Genomic DNA, 18,847 nt, shown 5'->3' with positions numbered 1-18,847 from the left:
GTTCAGGCCGCTGCTGGTGCAGCGGCCTTTCTTTTGGGCTAGCCTCCCGACGTGACGTCTGGGATAGCGCCGTGCGACTTCGCTTGAGCTTCATTGCCGTGCTGCTCTGCCTCGTGGCTCCCGTCGCGCGGGCGGATGAGGGCAATGGTCTCGCCGTCACCGATCCCGGTGTGTTGCGGGCACTGGAAACGCACAACACCCGCGGTCTCGGCCTCGCGCAGCTGCTCGATCCCGCGCGGACAACGCCGATCCCCAACGACGCGCTGTTTGCTCTGCCTGCGATGACACCGGTGCGCGCCGCGCTGGACGATGCCTTTGCGCGCTATCTCGCCGATCACCGCACACACCAGCCGGGCGTGAGTATCGGCGTCGGCCCTGGACATGATGTGCAACTGTTCGACCAGGCAATGCTGACATCGCCGGACGCGCGGTTCGTTCTCGCCGGGATCGTCAATCGTATGGATCGGGCCTATGTCGCGCCGGAGACCTGCGGCGAGATCAGGCTGATCTATCGCCTCACGCGCACGGCCGCTGGCACAACGCCGCCGCGTCTGCCGATGACGCTCAATCTTGTGCTTCGTGCGAAGGACCTGAACGATGCGTCGGTGACATGCGCGGATCTCGCCGGGCGCTGGCTCGACTCTCCGTCATTCACCGAGACTGGCGCAGCACGCGCAGATCGCTTGCTGAAACCGGATGGTCCGCTTGCGACAATCACAGCCGCGCATGTCGATCGCGTCGAGACCAATCTGCAGATTGTGCATCGACCGAAGTCCGAGACGCAGGAATTCCGCACCGACTATTTGCAGAAGGTGTTTCGCTTCGATGCCACCGTGAAGCAGTTTCGCGAGGCACCCATGGAGAACCAGATCGACCGTGACCGGTTGCTGGCTGATGCGGCGCTCGGTCGCGCGTTTCGCGACTGGCTGCTTGCGCCCGTCAATCTCCTTGCTTTCGATCGCGGTACAGTTTTGATCCCCGAGAAATTCCTTGCGACCACGTCGCTGTCGTCGACACCAGCCGGCTTTGCACCGTCGGCCCTGCAGCCGGAATTCGGGCTGATAGACAGCAAGGGGAAGGGCGTGTTCAGCGAGCGTGACGTCGTCGCCGCGCTGGAGCGGGCAGTGGCGCAGGGCGGCGCCTTGGAGAATATCCGTTCGCCGGCTGGCTTCGCGCGGCGGCTGAACGACATCACCTGCGGTGGTTGCCACCAGATCCGCGGCATCGGTGGCTTCCATTTTCCGGGCGCGGACACGCTGGCAGACCAATCGCAGGTAACGGTTGCCGCATCGCCGCATTTCATCGGTGACCAGCCCCGCCGTCGCGATATCGTCATGGCGATGCGCGATGGAAAGGCGCCGGATTTTTCGCGCGGCTTCTCCGATCGCCCGCAGATGCGTGGTAACAATGAACTCGCGGGATCGCCTCTCCTCGATGGCTGGGGTGCGACATGTTTTCGACCGAAGCAGAAAGGTGTCGCGGACAAGAGTTTCGCGTCCTGGACCTGTGCCGAAGGTCTCGCCTGTCAGCAGGTTGGCGCGGATGCGTCGTCTGCAATCGGCATGTGTTTCGTGAAATGAAATGAGGACGCGATGAACGAGACCGACAAAGAGATCAAGGAACGCGACATCGCGATCGCCGAGAACGAGAGCAAGCAGCAGACGACAAGCAGTATCCGCGTCAGCGTCTGGGCGATCGGTGTGGCGGTTCTGCTCGGGCTCGGCTTCTTCGGATGGCTGCTGGCGCGGTAGCGTTTCCCTCGCCCCGCAGTGCGAAGCATAGCTTCGCTAGGCGGGGAGAGGGGGGATCGAACGCACGAAGGGCGTTCGAGACGGGTGGGGAGCCAGCGTGTGAAATATTGGCTCCCCCTCACCCGAATTGCTCCGCTCCGCTCGCAATTCGACCTCTCCCCGCAAGCGGGGAGAGGTAAGATCAATCAGCCCGGCATCAGCACGGTGTTGACGACGTGGATCACGCCGTTCGACTGGTTGACGTTCGGGATCGTCACCGTGGAGGCGCCACCCTTGGCATCGACGATCGTGACCTTGCCGCCCGAGCGCTTGACGGTGAGTTGTTCGCCTTCAACAGTCGTCAGCTTCTTGCCGTCGGTGAGGTCGGCCGCCGAGAGCCGTCCGGGCACCACATGATAGGTGAGGATCTTGGTGAGGGTCATCTTGTTCTCGGGCTGCACCAGCGTATTGACCGTGCCCTTCGGCAATTTGCCGAATGCGGCATTGGTCGGCGCGAAGACGGTAAACGGGCCGGGGCTGGCCAGCGTATCGACGAGGCCGGCGGCCTTCACGGCGGCGACCAGCGTGGTGTGATCCTTCGAATTCACCGCGTTCTCGACGATGTTCTTCGACGGATACATCGCGGCGCCGCCTACCATGACGGTGTTCTCGCCCTTCATCATCTTGGCAGCAGCAGGCTCAAGGAAGCTCGCCGAAATCATCAGCGTGCTGAAGGCGGCAAATGACAGCAGTGCAATGCGCTTCTTGGACATGGTCGTCTCCCGGTTGATAGTGGCGTCGCCGGCGGGGAATCCGCAGGCGTGGTGATCTCGTTGCCGCGCGACATGGCGAGTGCCTGTTGCGCTAACGAGACCAGCTACGCGTTTTAGGGGAGGCGGTTTCAGGTCGGCCTGTGACCACTTCGTGATCACAGGCCGCATCGCAATTTGAAACTCTTTCACGCGGGCTGCGTAACCCGCGGCTTGCGCGACTATGCTACCGTGCCGGAAGCGCGCAACCGCGCGATATCGGCATCATCGAAGCCGGCGGCGCGCAGGATCTCGTCGCTGTGCTGGCCGATGGACGGCGGCAGATGCGGCTTGCGCTTGGTCTCGCCGCCGATCCAGATCGGGCTGTTGATGGTGAGGATGTCGGTTCCTTCGAACGGGATCAGCACGTCATTGTCCTTCATCTGCTGATCGTTCGGAATATCGTCGAGGATGCCGACGAAGCCGAAGACGAGGCCATTGCCGTCAAGTCGCTCGCGCCAGTCGGCGAGGTCGCGGGTCGCGAACACCTCGTCGAGGATCTTGATCAGTTCGACCGAGCGCGCATGGCGATCGGGTTTGGTTGCGAAGCGCGGATCGTCGCGCAGGTCCTCGCGGCCGAGGCATTTGGTAAAAGCCGGCCACTGCCGCTCTTCGGCGAGCAGCGACAGCATGATCCAGCGGCCGTCGCGGCACCTGTAGTGATTGGTGACGGCATTGAGCGCTTCCTCGCGCGAGCGGCGCTTCTCGAATTTGGCGCCCACCAGCTTGGCCTGCGCCAGCACGCTCGACGACCACACGCCATTGGCCATCAGGTTCGATTTCACCTGGCAACCCTTGCCGGTCTTCTCGCGCTTGTAGAGCGCGGTGACGATGGCGCCATACAGCGCCATGGCGCAGGGATGATCGCCCATGCCGGCGATCGAACGCGCGGGTGTCGTGTCTTCGTCCGCCCGCACCAGATCCATCATGCCGGAGCGCGCCCACCACGCGGTGGAGTCGAAACCGGGCTTGTCGGCTTCCGCGCCCTTGTCGCCATAGCCGGTGAAGCAGGCATAGATCAGCCGCTCGTTCAGCGGTGCGATATCCTCATAGGCGATCTTCAGGCGCTTGCGCACCGGCGGCGGGAAATTGGTGATGAAGACATCTGCCTCGGCGATCAATTTGTAGAGCACCGCCTGGCCTTCCGGCTTGGCCAGATCGAGCGCCAGGCTTTTCTTGTTCCGGCTCTCCATCATCCACGCATAGTTGTGTTCGCTCTTGGGATAACCGGGCAGGTTGGGCAGGTTGCGATAGGGATCGCCAGCACCGGGCGGTTCGATCTTGATGACGTCGGCGCCGAAGTCGGACAGCACTGTGGCTGCGGCGGGCGCGGCGATGAAACTCGCGCAGTCCAGCACCTTCAGCCCTTTGAACAGACCGTCTTCCATGCGTCACTCCCGTCGCTTTTGTTTTGCGTGTTGTTCTTGCCGTCTGCCGGAATTTAATTCCATCTGGAATCCGGTGGCGCATTTGACCCATCTTCGATGGGTGATGCAACGGCCTCAGCTAACCCTCCCCTGGAGGGGGAGGGTCGCTGCGTGCATAGCGCGCAGCGGGGTGGGGTGAAGCAGCAAGCTCCGTCGTTGTGGCTTCACCCCACCCCGTCTCGCAACACACGTCGCGTGCTGCTCACCGACCCTCCCCCTCCAGGGGAGGGTAAGAAGGATCAGTTTTGATCTGTCATCAATGCTGCATTGCCACCCGCGGCAGCCGTGTTGATCGTCACCGTCTGTTCGGTGGCGAAGCGGGCGAGGTAATGCGGGCCACCGGCTTTCGGCCCGGTGCCGGACAGGCCGAAGCCGCCGAAGGGCTGCACGCCGACCACGGCGCCGATCATGTTGCGGTTCACATAGACATTGCCGACCGGCAGGCGCGCGATCACGCGCACCATATCGTCGATCCGCGAATGCACGCCGAGCGTGAGCCCGAAACCGGTGTCGGCAATATCCTGCAGCACCTTGTCGAAGCCGGCAGCGCGGTAGCGGACCACATGCAGGACCGGACCGAACACTTCCTCGGTCAGTTGCCGCGCGCTTGCGAGTTCGAAGATATGCGGTGCGACGAAGTTGCCTGCAGGTGCCATGCCCGCAAGGTGCACGCGCATCTCGAGCATCATGCGCGCGATATGCGCATCCAGCTTCTGCTTCGCTTCGGCATCGATCACCGGGCCGATATGGGTGGCGGTATCACGGGGATCGCCCAGCTTGAGTTCCCGGGCTGCGCCCACGATCATTTCGATCATGCGGTCGGCGACATCGTCCTGCACCAATAGCAGCCGCAACGCGGAGCAACGCTGCCCGGCCGACCGGAACGCCGACATCACCACATCGTCGGCGACCTGTTCCGGCAGCGCGGTGGCATCGACGATCATCGCATTGATGCCGCCGGTCTCGGCGATCAGTGGCACGATCGGGCCATCCTTAGCGGCGAGGGTGCGGTTGATGGATCGGGCCACCTCGGTCGAGCCGGTGAACACCACACCGGCGATGGCGGGATGCGCGACGAGCGCCGCCCCGGTGTGGCCGTCGCCCTGGATCAGATGCAATGCTGATGTGGGCACACCCGCTTCATGAAGCAGGCGTACGGCCCGTGCCGCGATGCGTGGCGTTTGTTCGGCCGGCTTGGCGACAACCGTGTTGCCCGCCATCAGCGCGGCGCTGACCTGGCCGAGAAAGATCGCCAGCGGAAAATTCCACGGCGAGATGGCGATAAAGACGCCACGGCCGCGCAGGCTCAACACGTTGCTCTCGCCGGTGGGCCCGGGCATTGTCTGGCTAGTGCCGAATTGCTTGCGGCCCCGCGCGGCGTAATAGCGGCAGAAGTCGATGGCTTCGCGGACTTCCGACAGCGCGTCATCAAGCGTCTTGCCGCCTTCCTGTTGCAGCAAGGCGATAAAGGACGAGCGGCGCTGTTCCAGAAAGTCCGCGGCGTTGTCGAGCATCGCCGCGCGGTCTTCGGCCGGCGTGCGGCTCCATGATGCAAAGCCGGCGCGTGCTGCCGTCACAGCAGCACCTGCCTGCTCGGCATTGGCATCAACGACCTTATCCATGTCAGGCTTGCTGGCCGCAATCTCGGCCAGCAATTTGTTCAACGCAGCGCGTTCGCCGAATTCGATGCCGTGCGAATTGGTGCGCTCGGGTCGATAGAGATCGCCAGGCAGCGGGATCTTCGCGTGTCGCGCGCCGTCGGGCGCGCCAATAATTGCGGCAGGCCGCTTCAGCAGCGTCGTGACCGGCACGGTGTCATCTGCGGCAATCGCCACGAAAGATGAGTTCGCGCCGTTCTCCAGCAGCCGCCGCACCAGATAGGCCAGCAGATCGCGATGACTGCCGACCGGCGCATAGGTGCGCCAACGGATCGCGGGATGGTCCTTGCCGAGCCGCTCATAGAGCGCATCGCCCATGCCGTGCAGGCGCTGGAATTCGTAGCCGCCGCTGATGCCAGCCAGTTCGAGGATGGTCGCGACGGTGAGCGCATTGTGAGTGGCGAATTGCGGAAAGATGCGTGGCTGTAAAGCCAGCAGCTTCTGTGCGCAGGCGATGTAGTTGAGGTCGGTCATCGCCTTGCGCGTGAACACCGGATAGCCGGCGAGCCCGCGTTCCTGCGCGCGCTTGATCTCGGTGTCCCAATAGGCGCCCTTCACGAGCCGCACCATCATCTTGCGATCGTGACGGCGCGCCAGCGCGTCGATGTGGTCGATCACATCCGCGCAGCGCTTCTGATAGGCCTGGATAGCAAGCCCGAATCCGTCCCATCCCGCCAGCGACGGATCGGCAAAGGCCGCATCGATCACATCGAGCGACAATTCGAGCCGGTCGGCTTCTTCGGCATCGATGGTGAAATTGAGGTCATAGCTCTTCGCTTGCTGCGCCAGCGCGATCAGGCGCGGCACCAGTTCGCGCATCACGCGCTGATGGCTCACCGCCTCATAGCGTGGATGCAGCGCCGAGAGTTTGACCGAGATACCCGGCCGGTCAGGCAGCGGGTTGTTGCCCGCGGCGTGGCCGATGGCTGATATGGCCGAGGCATAGGAGTCGAAATAACGCTGCGCGTCGTCGGCAGTGCGGGCGCCTTCGCCGAGCATGTCGAAGGAATAGCGCGCCGGACGCTCGGACGGCGTGCGGGCGCGGGCCAGCGCCGCGTCGATGGTTTCGCCGAGCACGAAATGGCTGCCCATCAGCCGCATCGCCTGCCGCGTCGCCGTGCGCACCGCGGGCAGGCCGATCCGCTTGGCCAGCCGGCCTAGCGTGCCCGTCGGCGTCTCGCCGGGCTGGATCGCGCGCTGCGAGATGCCGAGCGCCCAGGCCGAGGCGTTGACCAGGAAGGCACTGGATCTGGTCTCGTGATGGATGAAGTCGCCCTGGCCGAGCTTGTCCTCGATAAAGGCATCGGCGGTCCGCGCGTCCGGCACCCGCAGCAGCGCCTCGGCCAGCACCATCAGCGCCAAGCCCTCTTTGGTGGAGAGCGAATATTCCCGCAGCATGTCCTCGACACCGCCGAAGCGGTCGTCTTTGGCGCGGATCGCGTCGATCAGGCGCGTCGCCGTTGCGTCGATCCGCGCGTCCTGGGCAGGCGTCATGGCTGCGTTGGCCAGAAGCCCGGCGGCGATGGCCCCATCATCCGGTGCATAGGGAGCGGTGAAGGGAGGCATGGAATCGGGTGGCATGGGCGTTTCCTCGGATATCCTTCAAGCCTAATCCCGGTCTGTCCGTAGTTCGATAGGAGATATCGGAATTTTACCTTAGATAATCCGGAAATGATCGTGCTATACACCGGGTATGAGCGATATCGACAAGATTGACCGGAAAATCCTCGCCGTCCTGCAGGCTGACGGCCGAATCGCCAATGTCGAGCTGGCCGAGAAGGTCGGCCTGTCCCCAACCTCGATCGGCGAGCGGTTGAAGCGGCTGCAGCGCGACGGCTATATCGAAGGCTATGGCGCGCGGCTCAATCCGCAGATGCTCGGCCTTGGCCTGCTGGTGTTCGTCGAGGTGCTGCTCGACAAGACAACACCAGATGTGTTCGAGCGCTTCGCCCGCGCCGTGCGGCTCGCGCCGGAAGTGCTGGAGTGCCACATGGTGGCGGGTGGTTTCGATTATCTGGTGAAGGCGCGTGTCGCCGACATGAGCGCGTATCGTCGCTTTCTTGGCGAGAGCCTGCTGGCGCTGCCCGGCGTGCGCGAGAGCCGCACTTACGCGGTCATGGAAGAAGTGAAGCGCGACGCACCGCTGCCCGTGGGATAGCGAGCCGGGATAACGCCACCGTTGTCTTGCCGTTGCCTTGGCAGCCCGAAAGCGCTGCGTTAGGTTTCCGCGCGTTTCTCTCGGAGCAAATCATGCGGGCAGGCCAGTTCAATCTTCGTGTCGCCGATTTTCGTATTCTGATGGCGGCAGGTGTCATCGCAGTGACCGGCCTGTTCTCGATGTCGCATGCGCGCGCGATCGAAATGTCCCGCGAGGTCAGCGATCTCTACACGTCGGTGTCGATCTACCCGCCATCCGCCGGTTCCATGACCATCTGCTACGGCTTCGTCTGCCGGCGTCGCCACGCCTTCGATTTTACGCCTGCCGACAGGGCTGCGCTCACCAAGCTTCTCGCCGCGGGCAAGGGGTCGGCCGCGGCGGAACGCGCTGCCGTGCAGAAGGCGGTGGTGTGGTGGGACCGCCGCGTCGGCCCGGTGCTCGGCACCGACAAGCGGATCGCCAATGCGGATTTCCGCTATTTCGACGACAAGCATAATTTCGATTGCTGGGACACGACGCGCAACGTCACCAGCCTGCTGCTGATCATCCAGGACTGGGGTTTGCTGAAGCATCACACGGTGGGCAATCCGCGCTATCGCGGCAATGCGTTGGTGCTGCAGACGCCGCACAATACCGCCGTGCTGCTGGACCGCGCGACGGGCACCGAATGGGTGGTCGACATGTGGACGCGCGGCTATGCGCAGCTCCCGGACGTCAAGCCGGCCGATCAGTGGGTCAAGGAAAACTGAAGCAGGGAATGGAGCGCCGTCGCGTCGCTGAGGCGTGCGTCACGTCAACTGGCGGCTCTAAGGAGCGGACCTTACAAAGATCTCAGCTCGGACTTTTGGAGTTAGGCTAGAGCGCACACCGCGGATCGAATTAGCGCAATCCTGCGTGAAACTGATTGCGTTGCAGGAGAGGTGCCTCTTTGGAGGAAACCGCTCGTGCCGAATGCGCTCTACATTGTTGAGGCGTGATCTGGAAAACTTGCCTGACGAAAGCCCGGGGAAGCAGCCGGATCACACTGGTATCAAACCAGATGTATCAGACCTTGAGGTTCTCAGCCGAGGTCTTGCCGCGGTTGGCAACTTCCTCGAATTCAACGGTCTGTCCTTCGTTCAGTGTCGAAAGGCCAGCCTTCTCAACTGCCGAAATATGAACGAACACGTCCTTGCCGCCATTCGCCGGCTGGATGAATCCATAACCCTTCGTCGGGTTGAACCACTTCACAGTGCCTTTAGTCATCACGTCGTCTCCGCGGGATCAAAATCGATAACGAACTGCCGGTCCCCGCAAACCGGCATATCCGACATGCGCACGTTACCCGCGGATTGCCAAGCTTGATAGCTCAAACGGCGTGCAGAAATCGTCCAAACCGACCGTTATCTGTCCAATTTGCCGGGATTCGTCGCTGTTCAGGATGTTTCCGACGCGGCGGAAGGTCGCAAAAGTAGAGTGCCGGGTTCGGTCGCAATACGACCATGCGTTGTCGCCTGCACGCTGGTGATATCGCTGCAATGCAAAACCCCGGCCGAGGTGGCCGGGGTTCGCAGCCCTCATGCGAGGATTAGTAGCAGACGTTAACCGTGCGCCAGCGCAGGCCGTAGGGCGTCATCACGCGGCGGCTCACATAGCATCCACCGCCGCCACCGACATAGCCAATGCCGAAAGTGGGGCCGTAGAAGCCGCCGCCATGGAAGTGGTGGTGATGGCCATGCCAGCCCCAGCCATGGGCCGATGCGGTGGACGGCGTCAGCGCCATCGCGCCGAGGGAAGCTGCAGCAACGAATGCGAGTGCGAGTTTGCGAAACATGGTCGTTCTCCTTCAGTGATGCGCGGAGCGCTGGTTGCGGGATCTGTCTGTTCGATCCATCGCAAATTCGTCGCATCGATTTCGGAGCGGGTTCGAAGAAACTCTGTAGGAATTTTCTGAATGCTTGTTCAGGCAGGCAAAGCGTGTGCGCCCTGCAGGAACAGCGTTAAAGCGCGGAAACCATGTCGCTGGTAACGAGAGACGAAAGCACCTTCGCATCTGTGATCGTGCGTACATTCATCGGCGCGGCACGGCCACGGATCGCGACGTCCTGTTGTGGCAGCGCGTCACCCGCGAGGCCTGCAGTGGTGCTTACTTCTTCGGAGATGATGACTTCGCAAGCGAGGCTCTTGGTCATGTCCTGCAGGCGTGCAGCGACATTGACCGCATCGCCGAGTGCGGTGAACACCATGTGGTCGCGATAGCCGATATCGCCGACGATGACTTCGCCGCCGTGAATGCCGATGCCGAAACGCAGCGGCTGCGGCAGGTCATGGGCGAGGGCGCGATTGAGTTCCTCGATATTCTCGGCAATGAGCCGTGCAGCCTGCAGGGCCTGACGACACGCGGTCTGCGGATCGCAGGCGAGGCCGAACAGCGCCAGCTCGCCGTCACCGATGAACTGGTTGGGCTTGCCGCCGCTTGCGATCACAGCTCGCGAGACGGCGTCGAGAAAGCGGTTGACGATGAACACCGTGTCGTAAGGCAGCCGCTTCTCGGCGAGCATGGTGGAGCCGCGCATGTCGACGAACATGCAGACGAGATAACGCTCCTGGCCGATCCGCGCCGGCTGCGACGCATGCGCATTCGCGCTGGTCACCTGCGGTGCGAACAATTGCACGAAGGCCACATCAGTTGTCGGTCGCAACTGGCAGGCAAGGCGAACCGCGGGGTCGGCAGCGCCGCCGATCCTGCTCAGCACGAAGGCTTCGCGCGCGGAAGGTGCCGGCAATGTCTCGACACCGCTGGTGACGCGAATGCGGCAGGTCGAACAGCGCGCGCGTCCGCCGCAGACGCTGGCATGCGGCACGCGATGACGTAGGCTCGCTTCCAGCACGCTGAGGCCGAGAGGGACGCGCAGCTTGCGACCGTCGCTATAGGACAGATTGATCATCCCGGCGCGGCGTTCGACGACCATGCGGATGGCGCGGGCCGCGAGCACGATACCAAGCAGCGCGAGATAGCCGATCAGGAGATCGTCGGTGATGTCGCCCAGTGTCTGCTGCTGCGGAGCGGTGCCCATCCGGTCCGGGCCGAAATTCTCGGCCTGCCATTGCGGCGATGCCAGCTTGGCCTCGACCTCGCGCTTGCCTTGGAAGATGCCAAGCAGCGCCAGTGTCGGGATCAGCACGGCAGCGGACAGAAGATAGGGCGCGAGGCTCTTGAAGTGTGCTTTCAGCCGCAGCCAGAAATACAATCCGATACACCCGTGTAGCCAGGAGACGACCACCACGAGATACATCGACCACGTCTTCGCGGGCGACGTGATCCAGCCATAGAACACCTGAGGATAGCTGCGATTGATGTCGTACAGGTTTTCTCCCAGGCGGACGGCGACCACATGGCCGACGATGAGTGCGGGAATGCTGAGCCCGAGTACCAGTTGCAGCGGCTCGACGGCTCGCCAGCGGAACTGCCGGCGTTCGAACAGCGCCCAGATGCCGAGCACGCCATGGATCGTCACCGCCGAATAGAAGGTCACGGCGACCGGAAAGAACTGCCAGAAGCCGGCATGGATCACGACGCCGGTCTGCAACGCGTCGAGCGAGATATTGCCAAGCGCGTGATTCAGGAAATGGCTGAGCAGATAGGTGAACAGCACCAGTCCGCAGACCAGCCTGACCTGGCGCAGCCCGATGCCGCGCCACCACGCGGTGGTGGGGGCGGTCCGGGGCAGGTTGCTGGCTGTCTTGAACGTCGCGTCCATGGCGAAACCCTACGGCGAGACGCGCTCCGATGCCATCCGGAGCGGCCTCCGGACAGACCTTATCCAGCAGTAAAGTCAACAAGTTGACAGCATGGCGAAGTCCGCCGAAAAGCTCGGCGATGACGTCTTTTCCCGACCCTTACCTCGATCGGAATGTCTCCCGCCGCGCCTTTTGGGTGATCGGCGCATTGCTTGTGGCGCTGACTGCGATGCGGCTGGTCTATGCTGGTCTGTTCGATTTGCGCACCGACGAGGCCTATTACTGGACCTGGTCGAAGGAAAACGTGCTGTCGTTCCTCGATCATCCGCCGATGATCTCATGGTTCATCCGTGCAGGCACGCTGATCTTTGGCGACACCAATTTAGGCGCGCGTTTCGCCGGTATCGTGGCGATGGCGGTGACGCAATTGCTGCTCGCCGACATCGTTCGCCGCGTCACGCAGGATCTGCGCGCGGTGCTGCTGGCGGTGCTGATGTCGGAAGCGGCGCTGTATTACGGATTGCTGATGGCCAAGGTCGCGCCGGACGTGGCGCTGATTCCGTTCGCCATGGCGATGCTGTGGTCGCTGGTGCGGCTGGCCGAAAGCCACGACGGACGCTGGTGGCTCGCGGCCGGTGTCTTCGGCGGTCTCGCGCTGCTGTCGAAACTCACGGTGGTGATGTTTGTGCCGGGCATTCTCGCTTTCATGCTGGTGCCGGAATGGCGCGGGCGCTGGCTGCGCAGCCCGTATCCTTGGCTGGCCGTACTGATCGCACTGGTGATCTCGTCGCCGGTCCTGATCTGGAATGCCGGTCATGACTGGGCATCGTTCAGGTTCCAGTTCATCCGCGCCACCACGAACAACGAAGTGTCGCTGCGCACGCTCGGTGATTTTCTCGGCCTACAGTTCGGTCAGGTCGGCTTCATCCTGATGCCGGTCATTCTCTCCGCGGTTGTCGTCACGGCATGGCGTGGCTATCGCCGCCGTGAACCGGTCGCGATCCTGCTCGCCACCTGCGTATTGGTGCCGTTCTTTTTCTTTGCATGGAAGTCGCTGACCCTGCGTGTCGGCGATACCTGGCCGATGTTCCTGTGGCCTGCCGGGATCGCTGCGGCGGCGATCAATTTGACGAAACTGCCGGGCGACGGCTGGTCGCCGCGCATGGTGCGTGCCTCCTATGGCTGGAGCATCGCCGCCATCGCCACCGGCATTCCGCTGGTGGTGCTGGTCTTCCTCTATAGCGTGGCCGCGCCGTGGAACCTGATCGGCAAGAACGATCCGCTCGGCGGCGAGGGCGGCTATCAGGTGCTGGCCGACCGCGCACTGGCTGAGATGAAGAGCACCGGCGCCACCTGGATCGCGACGACCGACTACCGCACCTATGCGATGCTGCGCTGGCATCTCAAGGACAAGGTGCCGGTGGTGCAGGTCAACGAGCGCGCGCGCTTCATCGGCTTTCGCGATCCCGGCATGGACAGAATTAAGGGGCACACCGGACTTTACATCGCGCAGACCGCGGACAACCAGCGCCCGTTGCTGGCGACGACGAGTGCGGTGCTCACGTCAGTTGCCGAAGTCGATACCATGTGGCGCGGCACGGCCATGAAGCACTATGCGATCGACAAGCTCACCGGCTGGACGCCTGACCTGACGCCGAAGCCTGATACACCGTTCTATCGCTGGCCGGCGCTGGCGGAGATGTCTGTGCCGTCACGCATTCAGCTGGCGGCGCGCTGACTGCTCTCTCCCGGCTGACGAGGGGAAAGGAGGCCGCGATTGGTGCATGCGACGTCCAGGTCGATGCCAAATATATCTTTCAATTCAACCTTGCCGGCATCCGTTACTTTAAAGGCGCGTGTCGCGCCCGTTCGCGCAACCCATCCGAGTTCCAGAAACCGCCGTTGCAGCTCGGCGCCGACCAATCCCCCCACATGATAGCGCCGCTCGCTCCAGTCCAGGCAGGCCCGGCAGAAGATGCGCTTGCTGCGGCGGTCGGTTTCAAGCCTGGCTCCGAAGTCGCAGAGGAAGCGGTGGCCTGCGTCGGTAAGCACTCCGCCGTCTACGCTCAGATGCATGTAGTCTCGTGCGATCAGCGCGTCCGCGACTGCAACGCCCAACCGTCCGGCCATGTGATCGTAGCAACTGCGTGCAAGGCACAACGCTTCATCGCGCGCGGAACGCGGTCGATGCCTCGGTGGCATTTCCAGGGCCGCGACGGCGATCATGCTTTCCAGCATCTGGGCCACGAGCGGTGATGTGATCCGATAGTAACGAAACCGCCCGCTCGGTGTCACCGATATCAATCGCGCGTTGAGCAGCCGAACCAGATGTTCGCTCGCGGTGGGGCGGGATATCCGCGCCTGAAATGCCAGCTCGGTTGCTGTGAGCGCCTGACCTCCCATAAGTGCTGCAAGCATGGTCGCGCGCGCAGTGTCGCCAACCAGCGCTGCGACTTCGACCATGTTTGCGGAGGCGACCATATCCCAGCGTAGCGGCTCGCCGGATAATCCGCCACTCCCGTCGGTTCGGCCGGCGCCGAACCAATTGGCCCGGCGCCGACCGTCCCCCGTGCGATGATGCGATCAATCATGGCAGCCGGGAGCGGAAACATGCAGGCACAGTTCATTCGCGTCGAACCGTTCTCATCCTATTTCGAGGCACGAAAGGTTCCTGTCGCGCCGGCCGTGCGCTATGGCGATCTCGTCTATGTCTCGCAACTGCCGCCCTATGATCCCGAGAGCGGGGAGATCAGGCGCTTCCCGCTGGAGCGGCAGATCGAGATTGTCCTCGATCAGATGGCGCTGTGCCTTACGGCTGCGGGCTCATCGATCGACAGGGTGATCAAGTGCAATGTCTATTGCACGGGGGCCGATCAGTTCGACACCATCAATCGGGTTTATGCGCGTTACTTCTCAGGCGAGCCGCCGGCACGCGGCTTTTTCATCGTTGCGGGATGGCATGGCCCGTTCGACGTTGAGGTCGACTGCGTGGCAGCGGTCTAGAAGTAGCGCGGATTACGTATTCTCTTCCCCGTCTCGCTTCCGCAACAGATCCTTCGCGAGATCGCCAAGCTGCGGGCGTGGCAGCGCCGTGAATGGCAATGGCCGCGTCACATCGATGGCGGCGAGACCCAGGCGGGCCGTGAGCAGGCCATTGAGCACGCCTTCGCCGAGCCGCTGCGAGAGTTTCGCGGCGATGCCGTGGCCGAGCACCTGCTGGATCATGCTGTCGCTGGCGGCCATGCCGCCGGTGATGGCGAGATGGCTGATGGCATGACGCATCAGCGTGATCATGCCGAGCGTCCCCGGGCGGCCGCCATAGAGTTTTGCGAGTTGGCGCACCAGCCGGATCGCAGCCGCAGCGACGAACAGGACATCGACCACGGCGCGCGGGCTGACGGCGGTCACCACCGAGACGCGTTGCGCGGCGACCGAGACGAGGCGACGCGCTTCGATATCGAGCGGGCTCATCAATTCACGCTCGGCCACGCGAATGAGATCGGCGCCGTCGATGATGTCATCGGCATGGCCCTGCAATGCGGTGCGGGCGCGGGCGAGCCGCGGATTGGTATGTGCGAGCTTCAGCAGGTCGGCGAGAACGGCGCGGCTTTCGGCATGGTCGTCGCTGGCGATCACGGCCAGCGCGCGGGCATGCAGCTTCTCGATGGTGGCGAGCCGCATCAGGCTCAGCGCCTCGCGTGCGATGATGGCGATCAGCGCGATGCTGACCAGCGCGGCGAAGCCGAGGCCAAGAAAGCCGAGGCCGTCATTGATGACGAACAGGTCGCGGACCAGTTGCGTGACGCCCAGACCCGTGCCGAGCAGCACGAGGCCGCCGAGCCCGGTCCAGAACAGCGTGCCCCAGCGGAAGCCCGATCGTACGGGTCGTAGCGGCTCGTCGATGACGACGGGCATCGCCATCGGATCGGCTTCGGGCGTGATGCGGATGGTGCCGCGGGCGAGGCGGCCGGCGTCCTCGTCGGCGTCCATGACGGTGACGTGGGGATCGTCGAGCCGGAAGGTTGCCGGGCGGCGCGTACGGTCGGTCATTGCAGCCTGTCTCCGATCAGGAACTGGAGCGCGCGGTCGAGGCGGATGTGAGGCAGCGCCGGCTCCTCGCCGCCGTCGCGGGTGAGGAGCGGCGGGCGGAAGCGCAGGAAGCGATAGTCGGCCTTGTCGGCGGCATCTGTCGAGAGGCCCTTGAAGGAGCCACCGGCGAACAGCCCATCGAGATCGGTCGGCAGATCGCCGGGGAAGGTCGCGACTTCGGTCTCGCCGTCGAAGGTCTCGCCATTGGCGACCTCGCCGGCGGCCGGCGTGCCCAGGATTGACGGCAGTTTGTCGCGGCCGCGCTGCACCAGTGCTTCCTTGGTGGCGCGCACCGCGGCGATGGCGACGACGTCAACCGATGCACCGGCCAGTTCCGAGCGCGACACCGCCTTGGTCACGGTGCGCCGGAGCACATCCTCGAGCCGGTCATGGCTGAGGTGATGCAGATGATCGGCCTTGGTCGCCGCAAACAGGATGCGATCGACGCGCGGGCGGAACAGCGTGCTGAGGATCGTGCTGCGGCCGATGCGGAAGCAATCGAGAATGCCGGCCAGCGCCGCTTCGAGATCGTGCAGTGCTTCGGGTCCCGCGTTGAAGGCGGAGAGCGCATCGACGAGTACGATTTGCCGATCCAGCCTGGAGAAGTGATCGCGAAAGAATGGGCGGACGACCACATCCTTATAGGCTTCATAGCGCCGCTTCATCATCGCCCACAGCGAACCATCCGTTGCGCTGCCATCGCTGGCGACGTCGAGTGGCGCAAAGGTGAGCGCCGGCGAGCCCGCGAGATTGCCCGGCATCAAAAACCGGCCCGGTGGCAGCAGGCTCATGGCGAAGCGTTCGTCGCGGCAGGCGCGCAGATAGTCGGTGAAGAGTTTTGCTGCGATCAGCGTCGCCTGCTCGTTCTCCGGTGCATTGGGATCGAGCGTGGCAAGATGCGCGTGAAACGCCGCAGCCAGCGCCGCGCGCGGTCCCTGCCGCGATAGCGCAAGGCTCTCCGCCGACCATTCCTCATAGCTCTTGCCCAGTAGCGGCAGATCCAGCAGCCATTCGCCGGGATAGTCGACGATGTCGAGGGTCAGCGTGCGGTCGGCGCCGCTCGTGCGCTGATAGTCGATGACCAGACGCAGCTCGCTGATATCGGTGGTGGAGTTCGGCCAGCGGCGGTCGTCGATCAGCGTGCGCAGATGCTCTTCATAGGCGAACCGGGGAACGGCATCGTCGGGCTGCGGCGCGAGACGCGCCTTGGCGATGCGTCCGGTGGCGAGCGACTCGAAGACGGGAAAGCGTCCGCCGCGCGTCAGGCCATGCACCAGCGCGGTAATGAAGACCGTCTTGCCGGCGCGCGACAGGCCTGTGACCCCAAGCCGCACCGTGGGATTGAACAGACCATCGCCATAATCGAGCAATGCGCGCGCGGACAGCCGTGCTTCTTTGACGAGTTCGGACAGGCTGTGCATCGTGCGGGAAAGCTCATCATGGTGAATGGTGCGCGGGTGTTGGTCTGCCTCTAAAAATGGCGATTGTCTGACTGAAATCAAGTTCGTCACGAAAGCGTCGTTACTTCGTCGTTTGGCTTTCGTTGACGATCTCCAGCCTATGATCTATCGCTGATTTCAGGGGAAGTCACAGGCGGGCTTACGGGGCAAGCTCACCGCATCGCACCGGCCGGGTTGACGCCACCATGACCGTTTTCCGATTCAAAGAACTGACCGGTAATTCCGCTCACATGGTGGCCGGCGCGATCCGCTGGAATTACGACCGTGCCGAACTGATCGCCGACGGCATCGTTCACGGTCTCGGCGTGTTCTCCGGCCTGATCGCCGCCACTGTCCTCATCGTGCTCGCTGCCGTTTTCGCCACCGCCTATGAAGTGGTGACCGTCTCGGTCTATTCCGTCGGCCTGCTGGCGATGCTGGTGCTGTCGGCCATCTATAATATGTGGCCGGTGTCGCCGCGAAAATGGTTCCTGCGCCGCTTCGATCACTCCGCGATCTACTTGCTGATCGCGGCGACCTACACGCCGTTCTTTGCGCAGATCGCCAACACACGGCTCGCGATCTCGCTGCTCGCCGGCGTGTGGAGCGTCGCCATCACCGGCATCGTCATCAAGCTCGTTTATCCCGGCCGTTTCGATCGGCTCGCCGTGGTGCTCTATCTCGCCATGGGCTGGAGCGGCTTGATGGCCTATGACGCAGTATTCACACCGCTGCCGCCGCTCACCATGTGGTTCGTCGCCGCCGGCGGCACGCTGTATACGCTGGGCGTCGTATTCCACGCCTGGCAGCGGCTGCGTTTCCAGAACGCGATCTGGCACGCATTTGTCCTGCTCGGCGCCGCATGCCACTATACGGCCGTGCTCGACATGGTGCTGAGCACCTAGAGCATGATCCCGAAAAGTGGGTACCGGTTTTCGGATCAGATCATGCTCTAATAAGAAACAAAAACAAACAAAAAGGGAGTGCGGCATGCGGGTAGACGGCAAGGTCGTCGTCGTGACCGGTGGCGCCAATGGCATTGGCCAGGCGCTATGCGAGACATTTCATCAAGCAGGCGCAGCGAAAGTCGTCGTCGTCGATCTCGACGGTGAGCGCGCGGCCGCCGTTGCAGAGTCCATCGGCGGCGCCGCATTTCGATGCGATGTCGGCAAGGAAAAAGATATCCAGCATGTGATCGAACTGACCGAACGGCATTACGGGCCGATTGCTTTGTTCTGCTCCAATGCCGGCATCGGCGGCGGCTTCGATCCGATGAGCCCGAATGCCGGCGGCACGTCGGATGAACCGTGGGCGAAGAGCTGGGCAATCCATGTGATGGCCCATGTCTATGCGGCGCGACATCTGATCCCGCTCTACAAGGCACGTGGCGGCGGCTACTTCCTCAACACGATCTCGGCCGCGGGGCTCCTCTCGCAAGTCGGCAGCCCGGCCTATTCGACCACCAAACATGCCGCGGTTGGCTTCGCCGAAAATCTGGCGATTTCACACCGGGCCGACAACATCAAGGTCTCGATCCTGTGCCCGCAGGGCGTCGATACCAACATGCTGAAGAACATCCCGAAGGGCCCGCAATCCAATGACGGCAACCTGTCGCCGGAGCAGGTCGCGCAGGATGCACTCGCGGGGATCGAGGCGGAGACGTTCCTGATCCTGCCGCACAAGCAGGTGATCGACTACATGCGCAAGAAGACCGAGAACTACGACCGCTGGATCGGCGGCATGGCCAAGATCCAGGCGAAGATGCGGGAGACGTTTGGGACGAAGTGAGGGGCGGAGGGCCTTCCTTAACCTCGCCC

At 63.2% G+C, this 18,847-nt stretch carries 17 protein-coding genes; 8 read left to right on the top strand and 9 right to left on the bottom strand.

Translation table 11 applies throughout. From position 1 onward, the window contains the following. Window positions 1-71 precede the first annotated feature (71 nt). Window positions 72-1,580: a hypothetical protein gene (locus tag AB8B02_RS00180; RefSeq protein WP_439062777.1), complete on the top strand. Its 1,509-nt coding sequence runs from the start codon at window positions 72-74 to the stop codon at window positions 1,578-1,580. 12 nt (window positions 1,581-1,592) lie between these two features. After that, a complete protein-coding gene (locus tag AB8B02_RS00175; RefSeq protein WP_176454609.1) occupies window positions 1,593-1,751 on the top strand; it encodes a hypothetical protein in 159 nt (52 codons plus the stop codon). A 185-nt stretch (window positions 1,752-1,936) separates the two neighbouring features. On the opposite strand, the gene AB8B02_RS00170 is transcribed toward AB8B02_RS00175, so the two are convergent. From AB8B02_RS00170 to putA, 3 genes are all read right to left on the bottom strand, one after another. Then, window positions 1,937-2,503, bottom strand: coding sequence for a fasciclin domain-containing protein (locus tag AB8B02_RS00170; protein ID WP_175368393.1), 567 nt, complete (start codon window positions 2,501-2,503; stop codon window positions 1,937-1,939). 218 nt (window positions 2,504-2,721) lie between these two features. Next, window positions 2,722-3,927, bottom strand: a complete 1,206-nt coding sequence (locus AB8B02_RS00165; protein ID WP_320445112.1) for a CaiB/BaiF CoA transferase family protein — start codon at window positions 3,925-3,927, stop codon at window positions 2,722-2,724. 278 nt (window positions 3,928-4,205) lie between these two features. After that, window positions 4,206-7,205: a bifunctional proline dehydrogenase/L-glutamate gamma-semialdehyde dehydrogenase PutA gene (gene putA, locus AB8B02_RS00160; RefSeq protein WP_439062776.1), complete on the bottom strand. Its 3,000-nt coding sequence runs from the start codon at window positions 7,203-7,205 to the stop codon at window positions 4,206-4,208. A 112-nt stretch (window positions 7,206-7,317) separates the two neighbouring features. On the opposite strand from putA, the gene AB8B02_RS00155 reads away from it, so the two are divergent. Together AB8B02_RS00155 and AB8B02_RS00150 are read left to right on the top strand one after the other, a co-directional pair. Continuing rightward, the gene (locus AB8B02_RS00155; RefSeq protein WP_068734214.1) at window positions 7,318-7,782 is read left to right on the top strand and encodes an Lrp/AsnC ligand binding domain-containing protein; all 465 of its coding nucleotides are present in this window, start codon (window positions 7,318-7,320) and stop codon (window positions 7,780-7,782) included. A 140-nt stretch (window positions 7,783-7,922) separates the two neighbouring features. Continuing rightward, window positions 7,923-8,531, top strand: a complete 609-nt coding sequence (locus tag AB8B02_RS00150; protein ID WP_439064563.1) for a hypothetical protein — start codon at window positions 7,923-7,925, stop codon at window positions 8,529-8,531. Window positions 8,532-8,826: 295 nt separating this feature from the next. Here AB8B02_RS00150 and AB8B02_RS00145 read toward each other — a convergent pair whose 3' ends face one another. The 3 genes from AB8B02_RS00145 to AB8B02_RS00135 form a co-directional block, all read right to left on the bottom strand. Beyond that, window positions 8,827-9,027, bottom strand: coding sequence for a cold-shock protein (locus AB8B02_RS00145; protein ID WP_068734210.1), 201 nt, complete (start codon window positions 9,025-9,027; stop codon window positions 8,827-8,829). A gap of 322 nt (window positions 9,028-9,349) precedes the next feature. After that, window positions 9,350-9,595, bottom strand: a complete 246-nt coding sequence (locus tag AB8B02_RS00140) for a hypothetical protein (RefSeq protein ID WP_089265306.1) — start codon at window positions 9,593-9,595, stop codon at window positions 9,350-9,352. 166 nt (window positions 9,596-9,761) lie between these two features. Continuing rightward, complete coding sequence (locus AB8B02_RS00135) at window positions 9,762-11,522, bottom strand: adenylate/guanylate cyclase domain-containing protein (RefSeq protein ID WP_439062775.1); 1,761 nt, start codon at window positions 11,520-11,522, stop codon at window positions 9,762-9,764. Between the two features lie 119 nt (window positions 11,523-11,641). Here AB8B02_RS00135 and AB8B02_RS00130 point away from each other — a divergent pair, with 119 nt between their 5' ends. Continuing rightward, a complete protein-coding gene (locus tag AB8B02_RS00130) occupies window positions 11,642-13,240 on the top strand; it encodes a glycosyltransferase family 39 protein (RefSeq protein ID WP_439062774.1) in 1,599 nt (532 codons plus the stop codon). Here AB8B02_RS00130 and AB8B02_RS00125 read toward each other — a convergent pair. Next, window positions 13,222-13,965 carry an ArsR/SmtB family transcription factor gene (locus AB8B02_RS00125; protein ID WP_439062773.1) on the bottom strand — a complete coding sequence of 248 codons (744 nt, stop codon included), beginning with the start codon at window positions 13,963-13,965 and terminating at the stop codon, window positions 13,222-13,224. The genes AB8B02_RS00130 and AB8B02_RS00125 overlap by 19 nt on opposite strands. Window positions 13,966-14,112: 147 nt before the next feature. On the opposite strand from AB8B02_RS00125, the gene AB8B02_RS00120 reads away from it, so the two are divergent. Beyond that, entirely contained in the window at window positions 14,113-14,505 is a 393-nt protein-coding gene (locus AB8B02_RS00120; RefSeq protein WP_439062772.1) for a RidA family protein, read from the top strand. Window positions 14,506-14,517: 12 nt separating this feature from the next. Here AB8B02_RS00120 and AB8B02_RS00115 read toward each other — a convergent pair whose 3' ends face one another. Next, the gene (locus AB8B02_RS00115) at window positions 14,518-15,552 is read right to left on the bottom strand and encodes a YcjF family protein (protein ID WP_439062771.1); all 1,035 of its coding nucleotides are present in this window, start codon (window positions 15,550-15,552) and stop codon (window positions 14,518-14,520) included. Next, window positions 15,549-17,012 (bottom strand): YcjX family protein, encoded by a 1,464-nt coding sequence (locus tag AB8B02_RS00110; RefSeq protein ID WP_439062770.1) that lies wholly within the window; start codon window positions 17,010-17,012, stop codon window positions 15,549-15,551. Before AB8B02_RS00110 ends, AB8B02_RS00115 begins: the two co-directional genes overlap by 4 nt. A gap of 224 nt (window positions 17,013-17,236) precedes the next feature. Between AB8B02_RS00110 and trhA the strand changes: the two genes are divergently transcribed. Together trhA and AB8B02_RS00100 are read left to right on the top strand one after the other, a co-directional pair. Then, window positions 17,237-17,935, top strand: a complete 699-nt coding sequence (gene trhA, locus AB8B02_RS00105; protein ID WP_439062769.1) for a PAQR family membrane homeostasis protein TrhA — start codon at window positions 17,237-17,239, stop codon at window positions 17,933-17,935. Between the two features lie 85 nt (window positions 17,936-18,020). Next, a complete protein-coding gene (locus AB8B02_RS00100; RefSeq protein WP_439062768.1) occupies window positions 18,021-18,818 on the top strand; it encodes an SDR family oxidoreductase in 798 nt (265 codons plus the stop codon). Window positions 18,819-18,847: the final 29 nt, after the last annotated feature.

The organism is Tardiphaga sp. 862_B3_N4_1 (assembly GCF_051811085.1).
Lineage (GTDB): Bacteria > Pseudomonadota > Alphaproteobacteria > Rhizobiales > Xanthobacteraceae > Tardiphaga > Tardiphaga robiniae.
This window is presented reverse-complemented; position numbering and strand designations above follow the sequence as displayed.

Bases quoted from the DNA above. Each gene is read 5' to 3' on its own strand.
- trhA (WP_439062769.1), top strand. From the start codon at position 17,237: ATGACCGTTTTCCGATTCAAAGAACTGACCGGTAATTCCGCTCACATG.
- putA (WP_439062776.1), bottom strand. From the start codon at position 7,205: ATGCCACCCGATTCCATGCCTCCCTTCACCGCTCCCTATGCACCGGAT.
- AB8B02_RS00145 (WP_068734210.1), bottom strand. From the start codon at position 9,027: ATGACTAAAGGCACTGTGAAGTGGTTCAACCCGACGAAGGGTTATGGA.
- AB8B02_RS00115 (WP_439062771.1), bottom strand. From the start codon at position 15,552: ATGACCGACCGTACGCGCCGCCCGGCAACCTTCCGGCTCGACGATCCC.
- AB8B02_RS00125 (WP_439062773.1), bottom strand. From the start codon at position 13,965: ATGGTCGAAGTCGCAGCGCTGGTTGGCGACACTGCGCGCGCGACCATG.
- AB8B02_RS00100 (WP_439062768.1), top strand. From the start codon at position 18,021: ATGCGGGTAGACGGCAAGGTCGTCGTCGTGACCGGTGGCGCCAATGGC.
- AB8B02_RS00155 (WP_068734214.1), top strand. From the start codon at position 7,318: ATGAGCGATATCGACAAGATTGACCGGAAAATCCTCGCCGTCCTGCAG.
- AB8B02_RS00150 (WP_439064563.1), top strand. From the start codon at position 7,923: ATGGCGGCAGGTGTCATCGCAGTGACCGGCCTGTTCTCGATGTCGCAT.
- AB8B02_RS00165 (WP_320445112.1), bottom strand. From the start codon at position 3,927: ATGGAAGACGGTCTGTTCAAAGGGCTGAAGGTGCTGGACTGCGCGAGT.
- AB8B02_RS00170 (WP_175368393.1), bottom strand. From the start codon at position 2,503: ATGTCCAAGAAGCGCATTGCACTGCTGTCATTTGCCGCCTTCAGCACG.
- AB8B02_RS00175 (WP_176454609.1), top strand. From the start codon at position 1,593: ATGAACGAGACCGACAAAGAGATCAAGGAACGCGACATCGCGATCGCC.
- AB8B02_RS00110 (WP_439062770.1), bottom strand. From the start codon at position 17,012: ATGCACAGCCTGTCCGAACTCGTCAAAGAAGCACGGCTGTCCGCGCGC.
- AB8B02_RS00130 (WP_439062774.1), top strand. From the start codon at position 11,642: ATGACGTCTTTTCCCGACCCTTACCTCGATCGGAATGTCTCCCGCCGC.
- AB8B02_RS00120 (WP_439062772.1), top strand. From the start codon at position 14,113: ATGCAGGCACAGTTCATTCGCGTCGAACCGTTCTCATCCTATTTCGAG.
- AB8B02_RS00135 (WP_439062775.1), bottom strand. From the start codon at position 11,522: ATGGACGCGACGTTCAAGACAGCCAGCAACCTGCCCCGGACCGCCCCC.
- AB8B02_RS00140 (WP_089265306.1), bottom strand. From the start codon at position 9,595: ATGTTTCGCAAACTCGCACTCGCATTCGTTGCTGCAGCTTCCCTCGGC.